Source organism: Mesorhizobium sp. M0239, assembly GCF_040321815.1.
In the GTDB taxonomy this organism is placed as follows: Bacteria; Pseudomonadota; Alphaproteobacteria; order Rhizobiales; family Rhizobiaceae; genus Mesorhizobium.
Map to the genome: position 1 here is coordinate 12097 of NZ_JAMYSG010000020.1, position 23853 is coordinate 35949.

Consider the following 23853-nt stretch of genomic DNA (forward strand, 5'->3'; position numbering starts at 1 on the left):
CCCGGCGGCAAAAGAGCTCGGGCGTTGAACTATACTTTTGCGCATGTCGTTTTCCCAAAACCGGGGCCACTTTTGGGCGACATGCCTGATGATCTGGAAAAAGCGCGAGAGGCCGCGCGCAGAATTCCCGGCGGTTCCGGCGACCCTCAGGCCGCCCGGAACACCGGGCCGGTAATTCGTATCGTCAGCACGCGAAGGCGCAAAAAGCTCGTCATTGGTGGGCTTTTAGCGGAGATAGACGCAGGAATAAAGCGTCTCTCGTTCGATTCACCTACATCGTGAAATCGAAGCGGTAGGTGGTCGACACGCCAATCATAAACTGGTTGCGGTCGCCACGCTCCTTGACCAGGCTGGAATCGGCCGCCGGTCCCATCAGGCGCGAATATTCGCCAAACAGGCTGGCGGTCATCGGCTCGGTCACCTTCCAGGTTATGGCGCCGCCAAGGCCGGTCGATTTCAGCCCGCCACCGGGATGATATTCGCTCAAGCCCGAAGCCACCGCTTCCTGCGCGTTGACGCCATAATAGGCGTCGAAATAGTTGCCTGAGGCGAAGGAAACACGCGGTCCTCCCGAAATCCTGACGGTTGGCGTCACATCGTAGAAGGCGTCGGCGGCAATGTCGGCGACAAAGCCGTTGTGGGCGCGAATGCCATGGCGCAGCTCGGCGCGGGCGCGCAGCCAGTCCGTCGGATAGAATTCGAAGAAGCCGCCGACTTCCCCGCCCCAGCGCACCGGATCGAGGCCCTTCAGCTCATCGGCGTTGTCATCGTCGCGGGAAAACAGGAACTTGCCGGTCAGGCCGGCGCGGACACCGCCATCATCGACCAGCGCCAGCGAGATGTTGTCGTTGCGCGAGACAAAGCGGGCGGCAGGTCCGGCCTTGCCCAGCGAAATGATCGGCGATGCGCTGAGCAGGTACTTCTTGCCGCCCTCGAAATTCGGCGCCACCATGCCAGTGGCGCCAACGGTCAGATACCAGTCGCCGGACAGCCAGCTGCCCTCGCCCGCATTGGCAACGCCCGCGCCACCCAGCATCGCAGCGGCCAACACCAGAGAGATTCTTCCGACCGGACTCATGGCCACTCCACTAACACAACACACACGGTTACCGACGACAGCTTTGACGGCCGTTTGGTAAAATTTGATTTAAACCCGAGACATACGCTCGCGCTTTGCTGCGATCCGGCTGCCGGTCATCGACTGGACGTTGGCCCGCGCCCGGATTACCTTCCATTCGCAGTATTCCGCAGCCCTCGATGGAGACCGCGACAATGACCCTGCATGGCGACGCCTTGAAAATCGCGATCGAACAGACACGGACAAAATGGGGATGGTTTGTCGCGCTCGGTGTGCTGCTGCTCATCTTCGGCGGCATTGCCTTTGCCAATCTGTTCGTCGCCACGGTGGCTTCCGTCTACGTCGTGGATGGCTGATGCTGATGGCGGGCATCATCGAGATCGTGCATGCGTTCGGCGTCAAGACCTGGAGCCGCTTCTTCTACTGGCTGCTCAGCGGACTGCTGTACGCCGTTGCCGGCTTCTTCGCTTTCGGCAATCCGTTGCTTGCCTCGGCGGTGCTGACGTTCCTGCTGGCGATCGCGCTGGTCGCGTCAGGGGTGCTCAGGGCCTGGGTCGGCTACAGCCATCGGCCGGAACGCGGCTGGGGCTGGATCGTCGCCGCCGGTGTCATCAGCGCCCTTGCAGGTCTGATCATCGCCATGGGCTGGCCGGTCAACAGCCTGTGGGTGCTCGGACTGTTCCTGGCGATCGACCTGATCTTCCAGGGCTGGACCTTCATCGCCGTCGGCCTGGCGCTGAAAAAGTAGCCGGGATCACGCCTGTACTCAAAAAGCCATGGCCGCGTCGAGATCGGAGAGCGGCTTGACGCCGGCAAGCAGCGCGCGTGCCTCGGCTTCATCGCGCTTCATCTGCGCGACCAGCGCGTCGAGCCCTTCGAACTTCACCTCCGGGCGCAGGAAACTGAAGAAGGAAACCTGACAGACCTCGCCATAGAGGTCTTCGGAGAAGTCGAAGACGAAGGTTTCAAGCAGCGGCGCGCCATTGTCGTCGACCGTCGGCCGACGGCCGAAGCTGGCGACGCCGTCGTGAAGCGTGCCGTCGGCGCGGCGGAAGCGAACGGCATAGATGCCCTCCTTGAGTGCGGCTTCAGCCGACAGCCTCATATTCGCGGTTGGAAAGCCAAGGGTGCGGCCAAGCTGCTGTCCGCCGACCACCTCGCTTTCGACGGTGAAGCGGTAGCCGAGCAGACCGGCGGCTTCAGCCACCTCGCCCTCGCCCAGCAATCCGCGGATGCGGCTGGACGACACCACCTCGGCGCCCTCGTCCCGGAAGGCGTCGACGAGCGTGACGCCGAAGCCGTGACGCTCGCCGGCCGCCATCAGGTAGGCCGGGCCGCCTTGACGATCCTTGCCGAAGTGGAAATCGAACCCGGTCACGGCGTGGGTAATGCCAAGGTTCGTTTCCAGCACATCCGTCACGAACGCTTCCGCCGACAGCGAGGCGAAGTCGCGCGTGAACGGCTGTTCGACCAGCGCGGCAAAGCCTAGCAGCGACAGGAGCCGCGCCTTCATCGGCGGCGGCGTCAGCACGAACAACGGGATATCAGGCCTGAAGATCTTGCGCGGATGCGGTTCGAATGTCAGCACCAGGGCCGGCACTCCACGCCGTCCGGCCTCGGCAGAGGCCCGCTCGAGCACCGCCTGATGGCCGCGATGGACGCCATCGAAATTGCCGATCGCCACCACGCCGCCGCGCAGGTCGGCGGGAAGCGGCGCGGTTGCCAGGATGCGTTGGAAGGCTGCCATCGTCACCTACCGAAGTCTGGGAATGACGGCCACCGGACCATAGCCATGCTTTTCCAGGAACGCCGCCAGTCTTGCCGGGTCCGGGTACAGGGTATCGCCATAGTCGCGGGCATGGATTCCGCCGGAGACATAAAGAACATCGAAGCCATTGTCGGCGGCGCCCTTCACATCGGTCATCATGCCGTCGCCGATGGCCAGCACCTGGCCGCGCTCGACCGGCTGGCCAAGAATCTCGGCGACCTCCTTCATCGCGAGATTGTAGATCGGCGCGTAAGGTTTTCCAGCGATCAATGTGCGGCCGCCGAGCTGGGCGTAGTCACGCGCCAGCGCGCCGGCACACCATATGATGCGTTCGCCACGCTCGACCACGATGTCGGGATTTGCGCAGATGAAAGGCAGGTTCCGGGCGCGCAGCCGCCGCAGGAGCTCGGTGTAATCCTCGGGCTTCTCGACCTCGTCGTCGAACAGGCCGGTGCAGACGACGCCGGACGCCTCGAACTCCTCGACAAGCTCGACATCGAGACCTTCATAGAGGGTGACGTCCCGGTCGGCGCCGATATGGAAAATCTTGCGCGGCCCTTCGGCGATCAGATCCCGCGTCACGTCGCCTGAGGTAACCACCCGGTCGTAGGCTGACGGTGGAACACCGATCGCGTTCATCTGCGCCACGACATCGGCACTTCTGCGCGGCGAATTGGTGATCAGGACGACGGGGATTTTCGCCTCTCGAGCCCTTGCCAATGCCGAGGCCGCCGCCGGGAAATGCGTTTCACCATTGTGCACCACGCCCCAGACGTCGCACAGGATTGCCGAATAGGCCTTCGACACGTCTTCGAGCGAGCTGATGATTTCAGGCGAATCCGCCATGCCGTTTCCTTCAGTCATGATCGTTGCGATCGCCGCGACCGACGGTTCGCCGCAGCCGGTTCGGATTAGCCGAACCGCCCCGGCCTGTCATCAGCTTTCGCCAGGCACGATTGGTTAGCGGTTGGTGAAGCGCTGCCCCGGCAATCGAGCGATTTCCCAAACACGGCCTTCAGCGTTTTGTGGAAAGCTGGCATCGATCGAGAATCCGCCGGCGGGGGCCGCTGCAAGACATGCATGGACTTTGGCGTCAGTTCTGCCGCGACCAACGCGGCAACTATGCTCTTATGACCGTCGTCGCGATGGTTCCGCTCATGGGCGCCCTGGCGATGGCCGTCGACTTCACCGAGATGAGCCGCGAAAAACAGGCGGTTTCGAATGCGCTCGATGCCGCAAACTTCGCCACGGCGCGCCGGCTGACGGAAGGTGCTACCGACGACCAGTTGAGAGCCTATGCGCTCGATTTCTTCAATGCCAACCTCAACAAGATCAACCCCGCCAACACGACGCTCAGCGTCACCTTGCCAAGCAACACCGCCGGCGGGGGCTTGCTCAAGATGAGCGCGCGGCTTGACTACAAGCCCTATTTCTATCCGGTCTTCGGCCAGCTCGTCGGCAAATCCGAAACCGACGCCAACCAGAAGATCAGCTTCAACGTCTCCTCGGAAGTGCGGCTGAAGAACACTCTTGAAGTCGCCCTGGTGCTCGACAATTCCGGGTCGATGACCAAGACCGGAACGGGCTCGGGGCAAACGCGGATCGACCTTCTCAAGACCGCGGCCAAACAGCTGGTCGACACGCTGGCCCAGCAGGCGGCGATGATCAAGCAGGTCGACAGGCCGGTGCAGTTCGGCCTCGTGCCGTTTGCCGCCTCGGTCAATGTCGGACCCGGCAACGGTAACGCGTCCTGGATGGACACCGAAGGACTGTCGCCGGTATCGAACGAGAATTTCGACTGGTCGACGCTGAACGCGGTCGACAAATACGCCCAGCAGACCAACGGTATCTGGTACAAGCGCGGCACCGGATGGGGTACCGGCGAAGGCCAGATGCTGACCCGGTTTTCGCTCTACCGAGACATGAAGGTCGTCACCAACCATGAGCGTGTCACCAACAGCAAGCGCGTGGTTTGCGACGAATACAACTCGAACAACACCTGCAAACGCGACCACGACGAATACGACTACATCGATTCCTATGGCCCGTTCGCCAGTTGGCAGGGTTGCGTCGAGGCCAGGCCCTATCCCTACAATGTCAACGACGCGGCGCCTTCCGGCGGCTCTGCGAACACCGGCATAGGGATTGGCGATCCGGCGACGATGTTCGTGCCGATGTTCGCCCCTGACGAACCCGGCAACCATTGGAAGATCACTCAGGATCCGGATGAGGCCGCGCCGACGGCCTATGGCGCTATCAACAGCTGGTGGAATGACGACCCGACAAGCAGCACCGGCCAATCCCGGTTGCGCAACATGGCCAAATATTTCCAGCCGCGGCCGATCAATGCGCCGGCGCTGGCCGCCGGCAACGGGCCGAACTACAGCTGCTCCACCAACCCGATCACGCCGCTGACCGATGTCAGCGTTGCCACTGGGCTCACGGCGATCAAGGCCGCGATCGACCTGATGAAGCCCGATGGCGGCACCAATGTTCCCGAAGGCATCGCCTGGGGATGGCGCGTGGTTTCGAGCGGCGAGCCCTTCACGCAAGGACGCCCGGAAACCGAGAGGGGCAACGACAAGGTCGTGATCGTGCTGACCGACGGCGCCAACACCTACTACACGCCTTCCTCGCTCGGCTATTCCGACCCCGCCGATTCGAAGTCGACCTATGCGTCCTTCGGCTATCTCAAACCCGGCTACAACGGCACGTCGGTGGGCCGCCTGTTCATGGGCACATCGAGCACCATTGGCCAATTCGATTATTCTAACGGCAATTATACCAACGCGCTCAACGAGCAGATGGCGACGCTTTGCAACAACGCCAAGGCAGCCAACATCATGGTGATGACTGTGGCGCTCGATCTGTCGACGACTAAAATCGCCGACCAGCAGGCGATCGAGGCGCTGAAATCCTGCTCGTCGAACTCGCGCTTCCGCAAGGATCCAACGGACGCGAGCAAGCCGGCAAAACTGTTCTGGAACGCCACCGGCGCCAGCTTGTCGAACGATTTCAAGGAAATCGGCAACGAACTGTCGAACCTGCGCGTCGTCGGCTGATCCGTAGGCACCGGCGGCTAGCTGGAACAACGGCTGGCGCCGCCATGCACTTGCGCGCGCCTGCCGGGACAGGCACATGTTGGCCGCCTGCCGGATCGTGCATCCATTCGCGGCGCGCTGGGGAAGAACAGATGCCCGAAACGGCCAATCATCTCGCCTTCGCGCTGGTCTGCCTCGGCATGGTGCTGACGCCTGGCCCCAACATGATCTATCTGATCTCGCGTTCCCTGTCGCAGGGGCCGAAGGCGGGGCTCATCTCGCTTGGCGGCGTGGCACTCGGCTTTGTCTTCTATGTGCTGGCGGCGGCGTTCGGCATCACCGCGCTGCTGCTCGCCGTGCCCTACGCCTATGACGCGCTGCGCTTTGCCGGCGTGCTCTATCTCCTGTGGCTGGCCTGGCAGGCGGTGAAGCCGGGCGGACGCTCGCCGTTCGAAGTGCGCGAATTGCCGAGGGACAGGCCGCGCAAGCTTTTCGCCATGGGCCTGATGACGAATCTGCTCAATCCGAAGGTGGCCGTGCTCTATCTGTCGCTGTTGCCGCAGTTCATCAGCCCCGGCAAAGGCCACGTCCTGTCGCAGCTACTGGTGCTCGGCGCGACGCAGATTTCGATCAGTCTCAGCGTCAATGCCGTCATCGCGGTGACGGCCGGCTCGATCGCCACCTTTCTCGCCGGACGGCCTTTGTGGCTGGTCATCCAGCGCTGGATGATGGGCACCGTGCTGGCGGCACTTGCGCTGAAGATGGCGACAGAGGCGCAGCGCTGAATTCGCCTTGGACGATGATCGCGAGCTGAGCTAGAAACGTCAGGGCGCCAGCAGCTGCACGAATTTCTCCGCGGCTGGCGAACGATTGGCCCTTGCAAGACTGACAACGAGCAGCCGCCTCTGAACACAAGGAACAATGGGAATTCGACACACGCGAGCGTCTCCTTCCGGAGTGGAAAGCTCAGGCATCAGTGTCACACCGATCCCCTGCGACACCATTTCCACCAGGGCAGCCGTATCGCGAACCGTAAGGACAACCTTAGGCGAGATGTTCACGGATGCGAAGAGCTGACGGATGACCGGCTCGCAACCAGAGCCCGACATGATGAAATTCTCGTCGGCCAGGTCGCACAATTTGACGCGCGCCGTCGCTGCTAGCGGGTGGTCGCAAGCAGCAAGAAAGACGAAATCATCCTCCAGGACTACATCCCCGACAGTTTCGGCTGATTGTTCGGAGGTCAGGCCGACGTCAACGACTGCTGTTTCAACCCATTCCAGAACCTCATGATCGGTTCCTTCCAGCAAAACCAGTTCGACGCCGGGGAAAAGCCGCTGGAAGCGGGCAAGTATTTGCGGCAGCAAACGCTCTACCGCGCTTGCCACGCTTCCAATGCGCAACCGCCCGGTCTGAGCGCCTGAAGCTGCGGCGCTCCTTTGCTGGATTCGCTCGATGGCCAGAACGGCCTCTCGCGCATCCTGAAGCACTGCTTGTCCAATTTCCGTCGGAAACACCCCGTTCTTGCCGCGAACCAGAAGCTTCACTCCAAGAACGCCTTCAAGGCTTCTCATCGCCTGGCTTGCGCCCGACTGCGTCATGCCGATCCGCGTAGCGGCCGTCGAAAAGCTCGCGTCTTCGACAATCATGGTCAGGACCCGCAGCTGAGCGAGAGTGATATTAGTGATAGTCATGATAGATATCATCCGAATGCATTTTACTTATGCATCTCCGATAACGCATCTGGAAGCTCACTTCAATTCATAGGAGCTCTCATGACACAACGACTCGCATTGGCGCTGATCGGTGAATACACGCCATCTTTCGAACCACACGCCAAGATGGACGAAGCGCTGGATCATGCCGGGTCCACGCTCGGTATCCAGTACGAACACCAGTGGATTTCGACCGAAGAACTGATCACCGGGGTCAGCGACAAGCTGGCACCTTTTGATGCGATCTGGATCGCTCCAGGCAGCCCGTACAGGAGCATGAATGGCGCTCTGAATGCCATCCGGCATGCCAGGGAAAACGAAATTCCTGCTTTGGGAACCTGCGGCGGTTGCCAGCATATGGTCGTCGAATATGCCCGCAACGTGCTGGGTTTCCAGGACGCCGAGCATGCGGAATACGATCCCTATGCTTCCACCCTGTTCGTCACACAGCTGACCTGTTCACTCGTTGGGCAAACCATGGACGTATTTCTGACGCGAGGGAGCCGGGCAGCGCGGATTTATGGACAAACGAACACGAAAGAGCGCTACTATTGCAACTTCGGCATCAATCCAGCCTACCAGAAAGAACTGGACGCCGGCGGCTTTCACATTGTCGGCAGGGATTCGAATGGCGAGGCTCGCGTCCTCCTGCTGCCATCCCACCCATTCTACCTTGCCACGCTCTTCGTGCCGCAGCTGACGTCGACAAAGCAGCACCCGCATCCAATCATTGTCGCCTTCCTGGAAAGCGCCCGGTCAAGACCGCGCGCCGCGTTTTGGGGCGGTGATGTTTCCCAGCTCAATCGCTGAACGGCCTATCGTCGTTGAGTGATTGCAAGAAGTTAGCGACAGCGCACCCTACATCGGCCACCTTGTCTGCTGCGCCCGCTCGGGCTCGACCACCTTGCGGTAGAGATGCCAGGTGGCATGGCCGAGCACCGGCATGACGACGGCTAGCCCGGCAAACAGCGGGATGGAACCGATCACCAGAAGCACGGCGACCAGCAAGCCCCACAGCGCCATCTGCAGCGGGTTGGCCATTACCGCCCGTGCCGAGGTCTCGATCGCCGAAACGGCGCCGACGTCACGGTCGAGCAGCAGCGGGAAGGCAACCACGGTGGTGGCCAGCACGATTACGGCAAAGACAAAGCCCGCGGCATTGCCGGCAAGGATCAGCGTCCAGCCCTTGCTGGTGGTCAGCACGTCGCGGATGAAGCCACCGATCGAGGCCGGCGGCTGGTCGCCGAACAGGCCGGTGTAGATCGATTGCGCGGTGTAGAGCCATAACAGGAACAGCGCCACCAGCATGATCCCGATGACGGCGATCGACGGAACCGCGGACGAGCGCCGCACATCAAACGCGTGCCGCCAGGAGGTGTTCATGCCGAGTTCGCGCCGGCGGCTGATCTCGTAAAGGCCGAGCGCCGCAAAGGGCCCGACCAGCGCGAAACCCGACATCAGGGGATAGATGAGCTGGATGGCGTTGGCCCCGGACGTCCACTGCGTCAGGATCAGGCCGACGATGGGATAGATCAAGCACAGGAACACATAGTGCGAAGGTTTTGCCCAGAAATCCTCGACGCCGAGGCGCAGCGCATCCCAAAGGTCCGACGTGGTGATGCGGCGCACCGTTGGCTGCACATGCATTCCACGTGCGTCCGCCATGACATGAAAGCCGGCCATAACCTTCCTCCCGTGTGTCGGGGCGGTCACCGCCAGGATGGCCGCCAGAGCTGCCACTTCAAGAACGAGAGGCACGATAGCAGAGTTGGCGGCGATTGTCGCCGCGTCAATTGCCTGGGGAGCAACTCCTCGTAGTGTTCAACTCTCCGTATGGCCTCTCATATGGCGTACCTTGGCGGTCCTTCATTTTGACCAATCATTGTGCTGCATTTTAGCATTTACGCATTTTAGCATTTACTTAAATTGCTCGTAGGGATCTTTGGCGTATCACCTGAGCTTTACGAAGTTCGGCGAGGAACTATGTTCGCATTGAAAGGCTTCTGGTCTTCGGAGCGTGGCAACTTTGCCATAACGACCGCCATCGGGATGCTGCCGATAATGATTGGTTTGGCCGGCGCCGTTGATCTGATCGGCACGAGCCATGACGCCTCGCAACTACAGAACTCGCTTGACGCGGCGGGGCTCGCCATCGGCACGAAGTTCTCTCCCGATATGGCGGCCGGCGATGTCCAGCAGCTTGGGCTGCAATTCTTCGCCGCCAATATGAGCGTGGCCGACCAGCAGGAATATCTGGGCAGCGTCTCCGCTTTCGCGGCAACGGCAAGCGGCAGCCCAAGCGCCTACTTTATCTCGCTGTCGTCCAGCATAAGCCGCCCAAGCTTCATCAGCGCCTCGGCCCCCTGGCAGGCCTACCGCTCGGCCTCGGTCAAGATAAAACCTGGCGCGCAGGCCTGCGTGCTGGCGCTCGATCCGCATGCGTCCGCCGCCGTGAACCTGCAGGGCTCGACCAACGTCTCGATGGACAATTGTGTGATCGCGGCGAACTCGGACGCCCCCGATTCCGTGAACAGGGGCGGCTCCGCCCTGGTTTCAGCGGGCTGTGTCTCAACTGTCGGCGGCACCAGCGGGCTGTTGCCACCCAGCGCCAGTCTCGCCTGCGGAACGCCGCACGAACATCGGTACGCATCCTTTGATCCGCTGGCCGACGTCGTTCCTCCCCCTTACACATTGTGTTTGCCGGTCCCGAACGGCAAAACCTACACGCTGTCGCCAGGCACTTATTGCGACAAGACATTGTCGGGAAACATCACGCTCGATCCGGGCGTCTACATCATGCGCGGCACCACCATAAAGCCAGGGGGAAACGGCAGCCTGACTGGCCAGGGCGTGACCATATTCCTCATGGAAAGCGCTCAGATCTACATAAATGCCAATGAGAAGGTGAACCTTTCCCCGCCCACCAGCGGCCCTTATGCCGGTATCACCATTTTTCAGGATCACGGCAACACGTCTGCTCTGACATTGAATGGCGGCGCAAATTCCGTGATCAGCGGTTTTATCTACGCGCCGGACGCGCCCATTTCCTACGCCGGCAACTCTGATATGAGCGCCCAGGGCAACTGTCTCAGGCTTGTCGGCAATACGATACAGATGACCGGAAACTCGTCCGTCAAGTCGGATTGCGCGGCGGCGCTTGGAAATCGCACAATGTATGCCGATCGGATGATCACTCTGGTGAAATGAGAAACGACCCGATGTCCGGCGGCGCAAGCGGTCGCGTTGAGAAAAATGGCGGTCGCGTTTAACAATGCCGGAGTGCGGCGACCGCACTCCGGCAGATCAGTGCCTCTCACAAAGTCACATCCTGGTTGAAGATGGAGTATCGCTACGATTGCGCCGGTGCAGCGAAGCGATCGATCACCTCAGTCAGCGGGACGTGGCCAAGGCAGGCGCCAGAACCGGCTGGCTCTTCGCCATCCTCGACAGCCAGGGCATAACGCACGGCCGGATCGGCTTCGATGCGAAGGCGCAATCCGGCCAGCTTGGGATAGGCAGCGCCGTCGATCGCCTGGTGAAATTCCGCCCAGCGTGCCACGCCGATCAGCGTGGTATCGGCCAGAGTCAGCCGGTCGCCGACCAGGAAATCCGTATCGGCGATCATCGCCTCGAGCCGATCATGACGTTCCGCAACGGCCTTGCGGCCGAACTCCCGCAAGGTCGCCTTCAGCGCGGGTTCATCCGCCGCCATTTCCAATGCCACCCAGAGCGGGCTGAAGGCGGCGGTGAAACCGGTGTTCACGACGGCCATCAACTGGTGCATGCGGTCGGCTTGCGGCGTGCGCGGTTCGAAGCTGATGCGACGCTGTGTGTCGCGGGCTTCGAGCCATGCGGCGATGGCCATTGTCTCGGTGAGCACCCGGCCTTCGTCGGTGATCAGCACCGGCGTTTCCTGACGGTCGTTGATGCTGGCATAGGCATCGTTTTTCATCTCGGTGAGCATGTCGACGCGGCACAGGCGATAGGGTTGCCCGACGCGTTCGAAGGCAGCGACGAGCCCCATCGAGCTTCCCGCCGGGAAGCCATAAAGCAGGATAGGTTCCATTTGTTTTCTTCCGTGATTGAGGAGATCACGCCGCGCAGCGAAACTTGACCCTAAACGCTGGTCGTCCCATGTAAATTACGCACAATTCTGTAACCAGGATCCGCCCATGAAAGACGTCGTCTCACGCTGCCCGATCGAAGAGACCATGCGCGTGCTCAGCGGCCGCTGGCCCACGCTGCTGCTCTATTATCTGAAGGACGGGACCAAGCGGTTCAGTGACCTGAGACGCGACAACCCCACCGTGTCGCACCGCATTCTGGCTCTGGAACTGCGCAAGCTCGAGGACGCCGGTATCGTGAGGCGAACGGCCCGCTCGGGCTATCCGCTGCGGGTCGACTATGACCTCACGGCGCCTGGCCGCAAGCTTGTACCGCTCATCGACGCGCTGGGCTCGTGGTGGGTGCATACGGAAGACGACCGGATGCGCGGTTCCTCGGACGCAGATCTCGATACTGCCGCCTAACATCTTCGATTTTCGCCGCCCTGCCCGGCAAAAGCCATGATCGACGTTATCTCAGGGGCATGACCATAGCGAAAATCGAAACCTACCCGATGCCGAATCTGAACAGGCGCATGGTGCTGGCCGGCCTCGCCGCCCTAGCGGGACTCGCCGCCTGCAGCACTGTTTCACTGCCAACCGGCGAAGGCGCCGGGGTCTCCTCCTCCGCCACCGGCACGCTGGCCAGTATCCGCGCCTCGGCCGGGCTGGCGCCGATGGTCCCCGACCGGCAGCTCGAACAGGCCGCCCTGCAGCAGGCCGGCTACATGGCGCAGCGCCGCCGCATGAGCCACACCACCGGCTGGGGCAAGGATTTCGCCTCGCGCGTCAGGGACAATCGAATTTCCGGTGCCGCGGCGGAGAACATCGCCGAGGGTCGTTTCGACCTCGAGAAACTGTTCGACATCTGGGTGCATTCACCAGGCCATCGCCGCAACATGCTCGACCCGCGCTTCACCCGCTTCGGCCTTGCCTATGTGCGCGACGGCGGCGACAGCAAGCTCCGTTACTGGAGCCTGGTGCTCGGGAAATAGGGTGGAAAGCTAATCCATATGCGCTGCCGGCGCGCCGCCGGCAGGCGCCTGCTTCGGCTTGCGCAGCAGGAAAACAAACGGAATGGCAAGCAGCGTCATCACCATGAGCATTTTGAAGTCATTGACGTAAGAGATCATCATCGCCTGGAGATTGACCATGCGATCGACCTGTGAGAGCGCCATGGGATCGCCGCTCGCGGCGGCTGGAGAGACCGCCCACAGATTCGGATTGAATGGGTTGATGAAGGCCGAAAGCTCGGTGTGGTTGACCTGCGTGTTGCGCACCATCAGAACCGTCACGACCGACACGCCAATGGATGAGCCAAGATTGCGCACCAGGCTAAACAAAGCCGTGGCATCGGTGCGGAAGCGCACGTCAAGCGTGGCGAAGGCGACGGTCGACAGCGGCACGAACACCATTCCCATCCCCAGGCCCTGGATGACGCCGGAGCTGAGGATCAGCCAATTGTCCATCTGTGGCGTGAAGCTGGACATGGTGTAGAGCGATTGCGCCGTGAGCAGAAAGCCGATGACGACAAGAATCCTGGCGTCGATCCTGCTCATGAGCCGCCCCACGACAAGCATCGAAATCATGGTGCCGACACCGCGCGGCCCCAACACGACACCGATGGTGACGGTCGGATAGCCGAAGATGGTCGACAGCATCGGCGGCAGCAGCGACATCGAGGCCAGGATCAGCACGCCCATGACGAAGATGAATGCCAGCCCGGTCACGAAATTGCGGTCGAGGAAGATCTTGGGATCGATGAAAGGACGTTCCGCCGTCAGCGTGTGGATGATGAACACCCAGAATCCGGTGATCGAAAGAGCAAGCTCGATCCAGATCTCGACCGAGGAAAACCAGTCGACCTCGCCGCCGCGGTCGAGCAGCAGCTGCAGCGCACCGACACCGAGCGATAACATGGCGAAGCCGAAGAAATCGAAGCTGCGCACCCGCCGGGCAACCGCCGGCAGGTAGGCGGCCATACCGAGGAAGGCGATGATGCCGACCGGCAGGTTGATGAAGAACACCCAGCGCCAGTTGAAATTTTCGGTCAGCCAGCCGCCTAGCGTCGGACCCAGAATCGGCCCCAGCATGATGCCGGCGCCCCAGATGGCCATTGCCTGGCCGTGACGTTCCCTGGGGTTGATGTCGAGCAGGAAGGTTTGCGACAGTGGCACGATGGCGGCGCCGAACACGCCTTGCATCAGCCGGAAGAACACTATGCTCTCCAGGCTCCAGGCGATACCGCACAGCATCGAAAACACGGTGAAACCGACAACCGCCCCAAGGAACAGTTCCTTGCGGCCGAAGCGATCGGCCAGCCAGCCGGTGACCGGCGTCATGATGGCGGCGGCAACGATGTAGGAGGTCAGCACCCAGTTGATGTTGTCGGGTGAGGCGCCGAGATCGCCGGTCATGGTCGGGAGCGCGACGTTGGCGATCGTCGTGTCGAGCGCCTGCATGATCGTCGCCAGCATGAGCGCGACCGTGATCAGGCCGCGATGCGGCACTTCTTTGAAGGGTTCGGGCGTGCTCATGGCATGAAACTTCCAGCAGGTAACAAAAACGTGTACAAGGGGTTTCCGGGCGGCAACGCCTTCCGTTGAGAGACCCTCGTCGCGGTGGGACGCGATTGTCGATGTGGGGGTTACATCGACTGAAAGTCTCTGATGAGCGGATGCCTGCCGCCCGGAAACATGAGGACCGACGGGTCCGCGTCGGAGATTTCAGATTTCGGCCAGGCCACTACGCGGCACGCCCAAACGCTGATCCTCCAGCTCCTCCCATCAGACCAATCCTGCTATTCACCTCCGCCGCTGGTCCTGCGGCATTCTGTTGACGTTACTGCGCGGCCTCGCCAGCCGTGGCGTGACCGAAGATCGAAGGCAGGCCACGCGCCACGCCGGTGTCGACGGTAACGGTGGCGCTCATGCCGGTGCGCAACGCCATCTTGGCGTCCGCATCGGTCAGTTCCAGACGAACCGGGATGCGCTGTGTGACCTTGACCCAGTTGCCGGTGGCATTCTGGGCTGGCAGCAGCGAGAACTCGGCTCCCGTGCCGGCGCCGATCGCCTTGACCGTCGCCTCGAAGGTGCGCCCTGGATAGGTGTCGACCACGATCTCGGCCTTCTGGCCGGGCTTCATGTGGGTGAGCTGCGTTTCCTTGAAATTGGCATCGATCCAGGTGTCGCCGGTCTCGACCAGTGAAAACAGCGGCGTGCCGGAACCGACATACTGGCCGACCTTGAACGACGAGGCCTGGCTGACGATGCCGTCCGCCGGCGCCTTGACCGTGGTCTGCGCCAGGTCGTAGGCCGCCTTGTCGCGCGCGGCGAGCGCGGCCATCACGGTCGGGTGCTTGTCGGTCTCGATATCGGGATTGCCGCCAAGGGCTGCCTTGGCGCTGATGATGCCTTGCTCGGCAACGGCCAGCTGCTGCTTGGCCTTGTCGAGATCGTTCTTGGCCTCGTCCAGCGACGATTTGGCGTTGATGCCCTTCTGGGCAAGATCGGCGGCGCGGTCGAACTGCGACTGGGCGAAGACGACCTGGCTGGCATCGGACTTCTGCTGAGCCATCGACTGGCCATAGGCCGCGCGCAGCTGCTCGACATTGAGACGCGCGCCCGCCACCGCCGCGTCGGCCTGCGCCAGCGCGATCCGGTACGGCTCGGGGTCGATGGCAAACAGCTCGTCACCCTGCTTGACCAGCTGGTTATCGAAGATGTCGACCTTGACGATCCGGCCGGCCGTGTCGGAAGCGATCGACACCTTGGCCTGCTGCAGGTTGGCGTTCTCCGTCTCCTGGTAGCGGCCGCCGGTGACCCAGACGTAGCCGCCGCCGATAGCCAATGCCGCAGGCAGCGCGACCATCAGTAGGAAGCGGCCCAGCCGGCGCTTTTTCTTCACCGGCGCCGGGGCCGGCTGCACTGGGGGAGCAACCGCCACCGGGGCCGCGGCCGGCTGCGCCGGCGCTTCCATCTCAAGCTCGGTCGTGTTCTTGTCTATCTTGGCTACCGCGTTCATGCTGCTGCGCCTTCTGTATTCTTCACTTTTTCAATGGACGGCGTCTCGTCGTCGGTCAGGTTGCGGACCATCGCCTCAAGCCCTTCGATGAGGACGCGACGGGCTTCCGGCTTCACGCCGACCAGCGATTCCTCATAGACTTCCCCGGCAATGCTCTTGATCACGGCGTAGGCATCGCTTGCCTTGGGCGTCAGGAAGATCATGCGGACGCGACGATCGGCGGCGTCGGAACGACGCTCGATCCAGCCGCCTTCCTCCATGCGGTCGACCAGGCGCGAAACGCTGATCGGCTCGATTTCGAGAAGTTCGGCCAGCCGCGCCTGCGCGACACCGTCTTCCTTGGCAACGCGGACCAGAAGCCGCCATTGCGCCGAAGAAAGCCCCAAGCCACTGGCCCTCGCCTCGAAGCGCTTGCGCATCAGGCGCTGCACGTCGTGGATCAAGAAGCCCAATCTGTCGATGCCATCGGAAACCATGAGCGGGATATATAATAAGCGTGCTTACTATTCAAGATGCCGCGTTGCATAAGAAGCCTGCAAATGTGCACGACAGTCATGCGATGCAGGCATGGTTACCGATTGGTGAGCGCCTGTCGCCATGCCAGCCGGCTTCGCCGCTCCGCCACGTCATGCTGGTCGGGTGTGACATATTGATGTACAGCCGTTGGTCAGGATCGGGGGATCACGAAAATGCCGACGCTCTACGGTCTCAAGCCGGCTTTCCAGGGACGGCTGCGGCCGCTGGTCAATCGGCTGGCGGCAATCGGGGTCACCGCAAACAGCATAACCATCCTGGCGGCCGTGATGTCGATAACCGCCGGCGCGGCCATTGCGATCTGGCACGAATGGCGCTGGCTGCTGTTGCTGATCCCCGCGGTGATGTTCGTGCGCATGGCGCTGAATGCCGTGGATGGCATGCTGGCGCGGGAACATGGGCAGGCGTCGACGCTCGGCATGTATCTGAACGAGTTGTGCGACGTCGTTTCAGACCTCGCGCTGATACTGCCTTTTGCCGTCTTTCCGGAGTTTGGCGCATGGGGCGTCATCGCCTTCGCGATATCGGCCGTGTTGACCGAATTCGCCGGCGTGCTCGGCATTGCCGCCAAGATCGGACGCAACTATGCCGGGCCATTCGGCAAGAGCGACAGAGCGCTGGCGCTCGGTTTGGTCGCCGTGCTGTGCGCCGCCGGGATCTGGCCGGCATCGATAGCACCGTTTGTGTTTCCGGCCATGGCAACGCTTTCGCTGCTGACCGCCATAAACCGGATACCCGCTGGCCTTATTGGCAGCGCCAGCTGAGCATCGAGGCTCGCCATGCCGCCATTGGGCCGCCAGAGGGAAAAGACCATGATGCACGAACCGATCGCCGCCGCGGCCACGCAAAGCCTTGCGCGGCAAGCGCAGGAGCGGGTCTTCCGCAGCCATGACGGGGCGGAGATCTTCTACCGATTCTGGCCTGCGGCTTCGGCCGATGCCAAAGGCGCGGTGGTGCTGTTCCATCGCGGCCACGAGCATGGCGGCCGCATGGCCCATCTCGTCGACGAATTGCAGATGCCGGACCACGCCTTCTATGCCTGGGATGCCCGCGGCAATGGCCGTTCGTCCGGCGAGCGCGGCTATGCCCCGTCCTTCTCGGCGCTGGTGCGCGACATCGACTGCTTCATGCGCGAGATTGCCGCCAGGGATGGCTTCGCCACTGGGGATATCGCGCTGATCGCGCAATCCTTCGGCGCCGTGCTTGCCGCCGCCTGGGTGCATGACTATGCGCCCAAGCTGCGCGCCATGGTGCTGGCTTCACCGGCCTTCTCGGTGAAACTCTACGTACCCTTCGCCAAGGAGGGCATCGCGCTCTGGCAGAAGATCAAGGGCCGCTTTTTCGTCAATTCCTACGTCAAGGCGAAATTCCTGACCCACGATCCTGTGCGCATCGCCTCCTTCGAGAGCGATCCGCTGATCGCGCGGCCGATCGCTTCCAACATCCTGGTCGAACTCTACCAGCATGCCGCACGCATCGTCGCTGACGCCCGCGCCATCAGCGTGCCGACCCAGCTTCTGCTCTCGGGCAGCGACTGGGTGGTGCGCCACGGCCCGCAGCACGAGTTCTTCGTCAATCTCGGCAGCCGCACCAAGGAACGCCATGTGCTGCCGGGCTTCTTTCACGACACGCTGGGCGAACGCGACCGGGCGCAGGCCCTCGAGCTGATCCGGCCGTTCCTCGCCAGGCAATTCGCGGCACCGGACGCGCCGGTCGACCTGAAGCAGGCGGACATCGCCGGCTACACCCGCGACGAGGCCGACCGGCTTGCCTCGCCGCTCGCTCTGATGTCGCCCAAGGGCCTCTATTGGGCATTCAGCCGCGCCTCCATCCGCATGGGTGCCTGGGTCTCGCAGGGCATGAAGACCGGCATCGCCACCGGCTTCGATTCCGGCTCGACATTGGATTACGTCTACGAGAACGACGCGCGGGGTCTCACACCTCTTGGCCGCGTCGTCGACCGTGTCTTCCTGGAGGCCATTGGCTGGCGCGGCATCCGCCAGCGCAAGCTGCATCTCGAAGAGCTCATCGGCTCTTGCGTGGCGACGCTCAAGGCCGCTGGCCGGCCGGCGCACATTCTCGACATCGCCGCCGGCCATGGCCGCTATGTTCTCGATGCCATCGCGAAGAGCCCCGACCAGCCAGCGAGCGTTCGCCTGCAGGATTATTCCGACCTCAACGTCCAGCTTGGCCGCAAGCTGATCGCTGAGCGGCAATTGCCGGCTGATGTCTCGTTCCAGCGCGCCGATGCCTTCGATGCCGACATGCTCGCCAACGTCGATCCGGCCCCCGACCTCGCCATCGTTTCCGGCCTCTACGAGCTGTTCTCGGACAACGCGATGATCGCCCGCTCGCTTGGTGGTTTGGCCAGCGCCATGCAGCCGGGCAGCCTGCTGCTCTACACCAACCAGCCTTGGCATCCGCAGCTCGAGATGATCGCCCGCAGCCTGACTTCGCATCGCGGCGGCGAGGCCTGGGTGATGCGGCGGCGCACGCAGGGCGAGATGGACCAGCTCGTCGAATCCGCCGGGTTCGAGAAGCTCGACCAGCGCATCGACCAATGGGGCATCTTCACCGTCTCGGTCGCGCGGCGCCGCTGAACAGCATGGTCTTATCGCCTGCACCCACCGCGCGCGCCGAGCCTTATGGACGGGTGGTCGTCAGGGCTGCGCTCTGGCTGGCCTTGCTGGCACCATTCTTCTATCTCAGCTACGGCTTCGCCAACTGGCTGGCCTCGCGGCGCGACGATGTCGGCAGCATCGTGTTCTCGTGGGAGCACGGCATTCCGTTCGTCGCCTGGACCATCGTGCCCTATTGGTCGATCAACCTGTTCTACGGCCTGTCGCTGCTGCTCAACAACGACAGGCAAGGGGTGGACCGCCTGGCCGGGCGTTATCTCACCGCGCAAATCGTCGCCGTTGCCTGCTTCATCCTGTTCCCGCTGACCGCGACATTCGTGCGACCGGCGACGACCGGCCTGCCCGGCTTCCTGTTTGCCGTGCTCGGCGGTTTCGACAAGCCGTTCAACCAGGCGCCCTCGCTGCACATCGCCCTTCTGGTGATCATCTGGGATCATTGGCGCCACCGGCTCGGCGGTTTTCTCCTGGCGCTCTGGCACGGCTGGTGCTTCCTGATCGGCGCCTCGGTGCTGACGACCTGGCAGCATCATTTCATCGACATCCCGACCGGCGCGCTGCTCGGGCTCTTTGCGTTGTGGCTGTTTCCGCGCAGCGGCGCGTTGCCGTTTTCAGGCTTCCGGCTGACCAGCGATGTGCAAGCGCGGCGGCTGGCGCGGTTCTATGCGCTGGGCGCCGTTCTTGCGCTGGCGGGCGCCGCGCTCGGTGCATTCGTTTGCGCTGTCGCCCTCTTCCTGCTTTGGCCGGCTTTGGCGCTGGCCATCGTCGCCCTCGCCTATGCAGGGGCAGTCGAAAAAGTGTTCCAGAAATCCGCCGATGGCAGCATCACGCTTGCAAGCCGTGTCCTGCTCTTGCCTTACCGTCTCGGCGCCAGGGCAAACATATGGGCCTGGACGCGCAAACTTGCTCCCCAGGTGGCGATTGCCGATGGCGTCTTTCTCGGGCGCTTTCCCACTACACGCGAGGCCAACGGCTTCGGCACGGTCATCGACCTTGCCGCCGAACTTGAAAGACCGGCGGCACCCGATTGCCGCTGGATCAGCTTTCCGATGATCGACCTGTTGCCGCCGCCCGTGTCGGTACAGCAACAGGCAGCCGGCGCGCTGGAAAGCGCGCGCCGGGATGGCACCGTGCTGGTGTGCTGCGCGCTCGGCTTCCAGCGCAGCGCCGGCGTCGTCGCCGAATGGCTTGTGGCGACCGACAGAGCCAGGACGCCGGCGCTTGCCCGCGAGATGCTCGCGGCCCTCGGCCGGCCGGTTCATCTTGCAGAAGCCACGGATCCGGTAGCGTCATGACCGGCAATGCCTATCAGGACCGCACCGACCGCTTCGCCGGCATGCTGATGCGGCAGGCAGCGTGGCCGGCTGCAATCGTGGTGGCCGCGAATGTCCTTGCGCCGCTGGCTGCCTCGACGCGCGGCGCTTTCGAAAACTTGCCCGCGGCCATTGCTTTGTCGATCACCGCCGCGAGCGCGGTGGCGGTGCTGATGCTGTCGACACTGCTGGCGTTTGACGCGCTGCTGTTCCGGATCATGGCCAGCCATGACGACGAAGCTTCCGGCGGTGCCGCAGTGGACGACATGCTGGCGCGCATGCGCCTGAAAACGGCCCCGTCCGCGACACGTTCGCTTGATGACCGCATGGCCGGCACGCGTCGTCTGCTGTTCAAGCAGCGTGCCGCCCTGGCTCTGTTTGCCGCAGCACTTCTGGCGGCAGGGTTTTGGGCGCCGCGATGAACAGGCTTTCGCTCAAGACCTTCACCTTGCTGCAGACTGTAACCTCCGTCGGCCTGTCGGCGCTGGCCCGGATGGTAACCGGGGTGCGGGCGATCTGGAACGGCAGCCTGCCCTCCGACCGCCAGCGCATCTATTTCGCCAACCACACCAGCCATGGCGACTTCATCCTTTTGTCGGCCTGCCTCAGCGAAAGGGAGCGCGCGATCACCCATGCTGTTGCCGCAGGCGAATATTGGGGGAAGTCGCGGCTGCGCCGCTTCATCGCGCAGGATATGCTGTCGTCGGTGCTCATCAACCGGCAGTGGACGAGACCTGAGGAAAATCCGATCGAGATCATGCTGTCGGTTCTCGACCAGGGGCACTCGCTGATCCTGTTTCCCGAAGGCACACGCAACATGACCGAAGAGCCGCTGCTGGCATTCCGCTCCGGGCTCTACAATCTGTCGACGGCGCGGCCTGAGGTCGAGCTGATCCCGTGCTGGATCGAGAACATGTCGCGCGTGCTGCCCAAAGGCCAATTCCTGCCGGTGCCGCTGCTGTGCCGCGTCGTCTTCGGCCCGCCGGTGGCGATCGGTCCGGGCGAAGAACGCCGCGCCTTCCTCGAACGCGCCCACGCCGCGCTTCTGGCGCTCAACCCGCGTCCCGAGCGAGACGATTGATGCGCCACGAGATCTCCATCCTGATCATCGGCCTGCTGGCGGTTTTGACCACCGCCAGCATCGTCGCCACCATACTTTCGGCGCGGGCGCCCAAGCCGCTCAGTTCGACGCTGGTCAATCTGACCCAGCGCATCAACGCCTGGTGGGTGATGGTGGCGCTGATGACGGTCGCCTTCTTCTTCGGCCGTTACGGGATGACCATCCTGTTCGCTCTGATCTCCTTCGCCGCGCTGCGCGAATTCGTGACGCTGACGCATACGCGCCGCAGCGACCATTGGGTGCTGCTCGGCATGTTCGGCATCATCATACCGTTTCAATACTGGCTGGTGTGGACCGCCTGGTACGGGCTCTTCGTCATCTTCATTCCGGTCTATTGCTTCCTGCTGATGCCGGCCATCACGGCGCTGCATGGCGACACGGAACGCTTCCTCGAGCGGATCGCCGCGCAACAATGGGCGGTGATGATCTCGGTCTATTGCGTCAGCCACGTCCCTGCCCTGCTGACACTCGACGTGCCGGGCTTCGAAGGCCGCACCCTGCTGCTGATCGCCTTTCTCATCATCGTCGTGCAAGGCAGCGACGTGCTGCAATACATCTTCGGCAAGCTGTTTGGAAAACACCGTTTCTCGCCGAACGTCTCGCCGTCGAAAACCTGGGAAGGCCTGATCGGCGGACTGGTGTCGGCGAGCCTGCTCGGCGCGCTGCTATCGTTCGTGACACCCTTCTCGCCGCTGCAGGCAGCAGCCGTGGCCTTCGTCGCCTGCTCGATGGGATTTCTCGGCGGGCTGGTCGCCTCGGCCATCAAGCGCGATCAGGGCGTCAAGGACTGGGGCCATCTCATCGAAGGCCATGGCGGCATGATGGACCGCACCGACAGCCTGGTCTTCGCCGCCCCGGTGTTCTTCCACATCGTGCGCTATTTCTGGACCGTGTGATCCGGCGATCTGTTGCCGCGCTCAAAGCGGTTGCGGATGAGCATGGTGACGACCAGAAACCACGCTATTTAGCGCGTTTCCTGACATACAGTTCCAGCTTGTGGCGGACGATTTCGAAGCCAAGCTCCGACGCTATCTCGGCCTGCAGTTTCTCGATTTTGTCGGAACGGAACTCGATCACCTGACCGGTGTCGAGGTCGATGAGATGGTCGTGATGTTCACGGTCCGCGTTTTCGAACCGGGCGCGGCCCTCGTCGAAGGCATGACGCTGGATGGCGCCTTTCTCCTCCAGGAGCCGCAACGTCCGGTAGACGGTCGACAAGGAAATGCTGCCGTCGATCTGGTGGGCACGAGAATACAATTCGTTCGCGTCCGGATGGTCGTGCGCATCCGCCAGCAGCCGCAAGATCACCTTGCGTTGTTCGGTCATCCGGACACCGGCGGCTTTCAAATTGCTCCGGAATCGCTCGAAAAGGTCGTTGTCCGCTTTCATCCGTCATACTTAGCCGCGTTGCCACGCGACTGCAATTAGCTACTTGCAAATCAGTTGCAACTGCAATATCAGATGCAAATCACTTGCATTAGCATGACGTGACTAGCGCATGGGCGACGATCAACTCCAGTCGAAAGGCATCCGATGACTGTTTCTGCTTCCCCAACCCGCAGGACGATGCAGCGGGCGCTTGGCGGCCTTGTGGCCATCGGTTTTGCGACGATGGCGAGCCTCGTTCCGGTCATGGCACAGGAGACCCGGCCTGCGGCAGGGAAGGTTCTGCGCGTCGTGACGACGTTCACGATCATCCAGGATATCGCGCAAAACGTGGCCGGGACCGCGGCAATCGTAGAGTCGGTGACCAAGCCCGGCGCTGAAATCCACGATTATCAGCCGACGCCGCTCGACGTGGTGAGGGCGCAATCGGCCGACCTCGTGCTCTGGAACGGCATGAACCTCGAACGCTGGTTCGAGAAATTCTTCGACAACGTGAAGAACGTGCCGAGTGCCGTCGTCACGGAGGGCATAGAGCCGATGGGGATCAAGGAGGGACCTTACGAAGGCAAGCCCAATCCGCATGCGTGGATGTCGCCGAAGAACGCCCTCATCTATGTCGAGAACATCCGCAAGGCGCTGTCCAAGGCGGATCCGGCAAACGCCCCGGTCTATGCCGCCAATGCCGCCGCCTATTCGGAAAAGATCAAGGCAATCGACGAGCCCATGCGCAAGCGCCTGTCGGCGATCCCAACGGACCAACGCTGGCTGGTTACAAGCGAAGGCGCTTTCAGCTACCTGGCACGCGACTTCGACCTGCGCGAAGCCTATCTGTGGCCGATCAACGCCGACCAGCAAGGCACCCCGCAACAGGCGCGCAAGCTGATCGACCTGGTGCGCGAGAACAAGATTCCGGTGGTGTTCAGCGAAAGCACCATTTCCGACAAGGCGGCCAAGCAAGTCGCGCGCGAAACCGGAGCCACCTATGGAGGCGTTCTCTACGTCGATTCGCTGAGCGAGGAAGACGGCCTGGTTCCGACCTATCTGAAGCTTCTCGAAACCACCGTCGAGACGATCGTCCAGGGGTTCGGCGGGTGACCGGGGTTCGCACCGCGCTCGCTCCGGACAGCAGCCATGAT

24 protein-coding genes and 1 pseudogene are annotated in these 23853 nt (G+C 62.4%); 15 read left to right on the forward strand and 10 right to left on the reverse strand.

Features of this window, described 5'->3' with window-relative positions:
• Positions 1 to 24 precede the first annotated feature (24 nt).
• A complete protein-coding gene (locus NKI99_RS21050; protein WP_352611820.1) occupies positions 25 to 282 on the forward strand; it encodes a hypothetical protein in 258 nt (85 codons plus the stop codon).
• Here the strand turns inward: NKI99_RS21050 and NKI99_RS21055 are convergent.
• Complete coding sequence (locus NKI99_RS21055) at positions 272 to 1078, reverse strand: MipA/OmpV family protein (RefSeq protein WP_023813541.1); 807 nt, start codon at positions 1076 to 1078, stop codon at positions 272 to 274. The genes NKI99_RS21050 and NKI99_RS21055 overlap by 11 nt on opposite strands.
• 194 nt (positions 1079 to 1272) lie before the next feature.
• Between NKI99_RS21055 and NKI99_RS21060 the strand changes: the two are divergent.
• A pseudogene (locus NKI99_RS21060) lies at positions 1273 to 1826 on the forward strand (HdeD family acid-resistance protein).
• Positions 1827 to 1844: 18 nt separating this feature from the next.
• Here the strand turns inward: NKI99_RS21060 and NKI99_RS21065 are convergent.
• Positions 1845 to 2825 (reverse strand): bifunctional riboflavin kinase/FAD synthetase, encoded by a 981-nt coding sequence (locus NKI99_RS21065; RefSeq protein ID WP_352611821.1) that lies wholly within the window; start codon positions 2823 to 2825, stop codon positions 1845 to 1847.
• A 6-nt stretch (positions 2826 to 2831) separates the two neighbouring features.
• Positions 2832 to 3692 carry a TIGR01459 family HAD-type hydrolase gene (locus tag NKI99_RS21070; RefSeq protein WP_352611886.1) on the reverse strand — a complete coding sequence of 287 codons (861 nt, stop codon included), beginning with the start codon at positions 3690 to 3692 and terminating at the stop codon, positions 2832 to 2834.
• A gap of 230 nt (positions 3693 to 3922) precedes the next feature.
• Here NKI99_RS21070 and NKI99_RS21075 point away from each other — a divergent pair, with 230 nt between their 5' ends.
• Together NKI99_RS21075 and NKI99_RS21080 are read left to right on the forward strand one after the other, a co-directional pair.
• Positions 3923 to 5908, forward strand: coding sequence for a TadE/TadG family type IV pilus assembly protein (locus NKI99_RS21075; RefSeq protein ID WP_023813537.1), 1986 nt, complete (start codon positions 3923 to 3925; stop codon positions 5906 to 5908).
• 131 nt (positions 5909 to 6039) lie between these two features.
• A complete protein-coding gene (locus NKI99_RS21080; RefSeq protein WP_023813536.1) occupies positions 6040 to 6672 on the forward strand; it encodes a LysE family translocator in 633 nt (210 codons plus the stop codon).
• A 39-nt stretch (positions 6673 to 6711) separates the two neighbouring features.
• On the opposite strand, the gene NKI99_RS21085 is transcribed toward NKI99_RS21080, so the two are convergent.
• Positions 6712 to 7581, reverse strand: coding sequence for a LysR family transcriptional regulator (locus NKI99_RS21085; protein WP_164892996.1), 870 nt, complete (start codon positions 7579 to 7581; stop codon positions 6712 to 6714).
• Positions 7582 to 7662: 81 nt separating this feature from the next.
• Here NKI99_RS21085 and NKI99_RS21090 point away from each other — a divergent pair, with 81 nt between their 5' ends.
• Positions 7663 to 8412, forward strand: a complete 750-nt coding sequence (locus tag NKI99_RS21090; protein WP_023813534.1) for a CTP synthase C-terminal region-related (seleno)protein — start codon at positions 7663 to 7665, stop codon at positions 8410 to 8412.
• Positions 8413 to 8460: 48 nt separating this feature from the next.
• Here the strand turns inward: NKI99_RS21090 and NKI99_RS21095 are convergent, their stop codons facing one another.
• Positions 8461 to 9285: a DUF2189 domain-containing protein gene (locus NKI99_RS21095; RefSeq protein ID WP_352611822.1), complete on the reverse strand. Its 825-nt coding sequence runs from the start codon at positions 9283 to 9285 to the stop codon at positions 8461 to 8463.
• Between the two features lie 300 nt (positions 9286 to 9585).
• On the opposite strand from NKI99_RS21095, the gene NKI99_RS21100 reads away from it, so the two are divergent.
• On the forward strand, positions 9586 to 10809 hold the full coding sequence (locus NKI99_RS21100) for a TadE/TadG family type IV pilus assembly protein (RefSeq protein ID WP_352611823.1): 1224 nt from the start codon (positions 9586 to 9588) through the stop codon (positions 10807 to 10809).
• A 142-nt stretch (positions 10810 to 10951) separates the two neighbouring features.
• Here NKI99_RS21100 and NKI99_RS21105 read toward each other — a convergent pair whose 3' ends face one another.
• The gene (locus NKI99_RS21105) at positions 10952 to 11668 is read right to left on the reverse strand and encodes a glutathione S-transferase family protein (RefSeq protein WP_352611824.1); all 717 of its coding nucleotides are present in this window, start codon (positions 11666 to 11668) and stop codon (positions 10952 to 10954) included.
• 106 nt (positions 11669 to 11774) lie between these two features.
• Here NKI99_RS21105 and NKI99_RS21110 point away from each other — a divergent pair, with 106 nt between their 5' ends.
• Together NKI99_RS21110 and NKI99_RS21115 are read left to right on the forward strand one after the other, a co-directional pair.
• Positions 11775 to 12131: a winged helix-turn-helix transcriptional regulator gene (locus NKI99_RS21110; RefSeq protein WP_352442472.1), complete on the forward strand. Its 357-nt coding sequence runs from the start codon at positions 11775 to 11777 to the stop codon at positions 12129 to 12131.
• 59 nt (positions 12132 to 12190) lie between these two features.
• Positions 12191 to 12700, forward strand: coding sequence for a CAP domain-containing protein (locus tag NKI99_RS21115; RefSeq protein WP_352611825.1), 510 nt, complete (start codon positions 12191 to 12193; stop codon positions 12698 to 12700).
• Between the two features lie 9 nt (positions 12701 to 12709).
• On the opposite strand, the gene NKI99_RS21120 is transcribed toward NKI99_RS21115, so the two are convergent.
• The 3 genes from NKI99_RS21120 to NKI99_RS21130 form a co-directional block, all read right to left on the reverse strand.
• A complete protein-coding gene (locus tag NKI99_RS21120) occupies positions 12710 to 14242 on the reverse strand; it encodes a DHA2 family efflux MFS transporter permease subunit (RefSeq protein WP_023813528.1) in 1533 nt (510 codons plus the stop codon).
• A 304-nt stretch (positions 14243 to 14546) separates the two neighbouring features.
• Complete coding sequence (locus tag NKI99_RS21125) at positions 14547 to 15728, reverse strand: HlyD family secretion protein (protein ID WP_352611826.1); 1182 nt, start codon at positions 15726 to 15728, stop codon at positions 14547 to 14549.
• Positions 15725 to 16204 (reverse strand): MarR family winged helix-turn-helix transcriptional regulator, encoded by a 480-nt coding sequence (locus NKI99_RS21130; RefSeq protein ID WP_027038640.1) that lies wholly within the window; start codon positions 16202 to 16204, stop codon positions 15725 to 15727. The genes NKI99_RS21125 and NKI99_RS21130 overlap by 4 nt, the downstream gene beginning before the upstream one ends.
• A 213-nt stretch (positions 16205 to 16417) precedes the next feature.
• Between NKI99_RS21130 and NKI99_RS21135 the strand changes: the two genes are divergently transcribed.
• From NKI99_RS21135 to NKI99_RS21160, 6 genes are read left to right on the forward strand one after another with little or no spacing between them, the layout of a single operon-like run.
• Complete coding sequence (locus NKI99_RS21135) at positions 16418 to 17026, forward strand: CDP-alcohol phosphatidyltransferase family protein (RefSeq protein ID WP_352611827.1); 609 nt, start codon at positions 16418 to 16420, stop codon at positions 17024 to 17026.
• Positions 17027 to 17077: 51 nt separating this feature from the next.
• Positions 17078 to 18862, forward strand: coding sequence for a bifunctional alpha/beta hydrolase/class I SAM-dependent methyltransferase (locus tag NKI99_RS21140; protein ID WP_502905550.1), 1785 nt, complete (start codon positions 17078 to 17080; stop codon positions 18860 to 18862).
• Positions 18863 to 18867: 5 nt separating this feature from the next.
• On the forward strand, positions 18868 to 20193 hold the full coding sequence (locus NKI99_RS21145; RefSeq protein ID WP_352611829.1) for a phosphatase PAP2/dual specificity phosphatase family protein: 1326 nt from the start codon (positions 18868 to 18870) through the stop codon (positions 20191 to 20193).
• Positions 20190 to 20633: a hypothetical protein gene (locus NKI99_RS21150; protein ID WP_352553885.1), complete on the forward strand. Its 444-nt coding sequence runs from the start codon at positions 20190 to 20192 to the stop codon at positions 20631 to 20633. The genes NKI99_RS21145 and NKI99_RS21150 overlap by 4 nt, the downstream gene beginning before the upstream one ends.
• Complete coding sequence (locus NKI99_RS21155; RefSeq protein WP_352611830.1) at positions 20630 to 21292, forward strand: lysophospholipid acyltransferase family protein; 663 nt, start codon at positions 20630 to 20632, stop codon at positions 21290 to 21292. Before NKI99_RS21150 ends, NKI99_RS21155 begins: the two co-directional genes overlap by 4 nt.
• Positions 21292 to 22227 (forward strand): phosphatidate cytidylyltransferase, encoded by a 936-nt coding sequence (locus NKI99_RS21160; RefSeq protein ID WP_027163212.1) that lies wholly within the window; start codon positions 21292 to 21294, stop codon positions 22225 to 22227. The genes NKI99_RS21155 and NKI99_RS21160 overlap by 1 nt, the downstream gene beginning before the upstream one ends.
• A 64-nt stretch (positions 22228 to 22291) precedes the next feature.
• Here NKI99_RS21160 and NKI99_RS21165 read toward each other — a convergent pair whose 3' ends face one another.
• The gene (locus NKI99_RS21165) at positions 22292 to 22720 is read right to left on the reverse strand and encodes a Fur family transcriptional regulator (RefSeq protein ID WP_023813521.1); all 429 of its coding nucleotides are present in this window, start codon (positions 22718 to 22720) and stop codon (positions 22292 to 22294) included.
• A gap of 144 nt (positions 22721 to 22864) precedes the next feature.
• On the opposite strand from NKI99_RS21165, the gene NKI99_RS21170 reads away from it, so the two are divergent.
• Positions 22865 to 23812 carry a metal ABC transporter substrate-binding protein gene (locus NKI99_RS21170; RefSeq protein ID WP_128304802.1) on the forward strand — a complete coding sequence of 316 codons (948 nt, stop codon included), beginning with the start codon at positions 22865 to 22867 and terminating at the stop codon, positions 23810 to 23812.
• The last annotated feature ends 41 nt before the right edge of the window (positions 23813 to 23853 follow it).

Excerpts from the sequence above, each read along its gene's own strand:
- NKI99_RS21080 (WP_023813536.1), top strand. The coding sequence starts at position 6,040 with ATGCCCGAAACGGCCAATCATCTCGCCTTCGCGCTGGTCTGCCTCGGC.
- NKI99_RS21100 (WP_352611823.1), top strand. The coding sequence starts at position 9,586 with ATGTTCGCATTGAAAGGCTTCTGGTCTTCGGAGCGTGGCAACTTTGCC.
- NKI99_RS21110 (WP_352442472.1), top strand. The coding sequence starts at position 11,775 with ATGAAAGACGTCGTCTCACGCTGCCCGATCGAAGAGACCATGCGCGTG.
- NKI99_RS21165 (WP_023813521.1), bottom strand. The coding sequence starts at position 22,720 with ATGAAAGCGGACAACGACCTTTTCGAGCGATTCCGGAGCAATTTGAAA.
- NKI99_RS21155 (WP_352611830.1), top strand. The coding sequence starts at position 20,630 with ATGAACAGGCTTTCGCTCAAGACCTTCACCTTGCTGCAGACTGTAACC.
- NKI99_RS21090 (WP_023813534.1), top strand. The coding sequence starts at position 7,663 with ATGACACAACGACTCGCATTGGCGCTGATCGGTGAATACACGCCATCT.
- NKI99_RS21150 (WP_352553885.1), top strand. The coding sequence starts at position 20,190 with ATGACCGGCAATGCCTATCAGGACCGCACCGACCGCTTCGCCGGCATG.
- NKI99_RS21125 (WP_352611826.1), bottom strand. The coding sequence starts at position 15,728 with ATGAACGCGGTAGCCAAGATAGACAAGAACACGACCGAGCTTGAGATG.
- NKI99_RS21105 (WP_352611824.1), bottom strand. The coding sequence starts at position 11,668 with ATGGAACCTATCCTGCTTTATGGCTTCCCGGCGGGAAGCTCGATGGGG.
- NKI99_RS21130 (WP_027038640.1), bottom strand. The coding sequence starts at position 16,204 with ATGGTTTCCGATGGCATCGACAGATTGGGCTTCTTGATCCACGACGTG.
- NKI99_RS21145 (WP_352611829.1), top strand. The coding sequence starts at position 18,868 with ATGGTCTTATCGCCTGCACCCACCGCGCGCGCCGAGCCTTATGGACGG.
- NKI99_RS21075 (WP_023813537.1), top strand. The coding sequence starts at position 3,923 with ATGCATGGACTTTGGCGTCAGTTCTGCCGCGACCAACGCGGCAACTAT.
- NKI99_RS21095 (WP_352611822.1), bottom strand. The coding sequence starts at position 9,285 with ATGGCCGGCTTTCATGTCATGGCGGACGCACGTGGAATGCATGTGCAG.
- NKI99_RS21140 (WP_502905550.1), top strand. The coding sequence starts at position 17,078 with ATGCACGAACCGATCGCCGCCGCGGCCACGCAAAGCCTTGCGCGGCAA.
- NKI99_RS21070 (WP_352611886.1), bottom strand. The coding sequence starts at position 3,692 with ATGGCGGATTCGCCTGAAATCATCAGCTCGCTCGAAGACGTGTCGAAG.
- NKI99_RS21115 (WP_352611825.1), top strand. The coding sequence starts at position 12,191 with ATGACCATAGCGAAAATCGAAACCTACCCGATGCCGAATCTGAACAGG.
- NKI99_RS21135 (WP_352611827.1), top strand. The coding sequence starts at position 16,418 with ATGCCGACGCTCTACGGTCTCAAGCCGGCTTTCCAGGGACGGCTGCGG.
- NKI99_RS21055 (WP_023813541.1), bottom strand. The coding sequence starts at position 1,078 with ATGAGTCCGGTCGGAAGAATCTCTCTGGTGTTGGCCGCTGCGATGCTG.
- NKI99_RS21120 (WP_023813528.1), bottom strand. The coding sequence starts at position 14,242 with ATGAGCACGCCCGAACCCTTCAAAGAAGTGCCGCATCGCGGCCTGATC.
- NKI99_RS21065 (WP_352611821.1), bottom strand. The coding sequence starts at position 2,825 with ATGGCAGCCTTCCAACGCATCCTGGCAACCGCGCCGCTTCCCGCCGAC.
- NKI99_RS21160 (WP_027163212.1), top strand. The coding sequence starts at position 21,292 with ATGCGCCACGAGATCTCCATCCTGATCATCGGCCTGCTGGCGGTTTTG.
- NKI99_RS21170 (WP_128304802.1), top strand. The coding sequence starts at position 22,865 with ATGACTGTTTCTGCTTCCCCAACCCGCAGGACGATGCAGCGGGCGCTT.
- NKI99_RS21085 (WP_164892996.1), bottom strand. The coding sequence starts at position 7,581 with ATGACTATCACTAATATCACTCTCGCTCAGCTGCGGGTCCTGACCATG.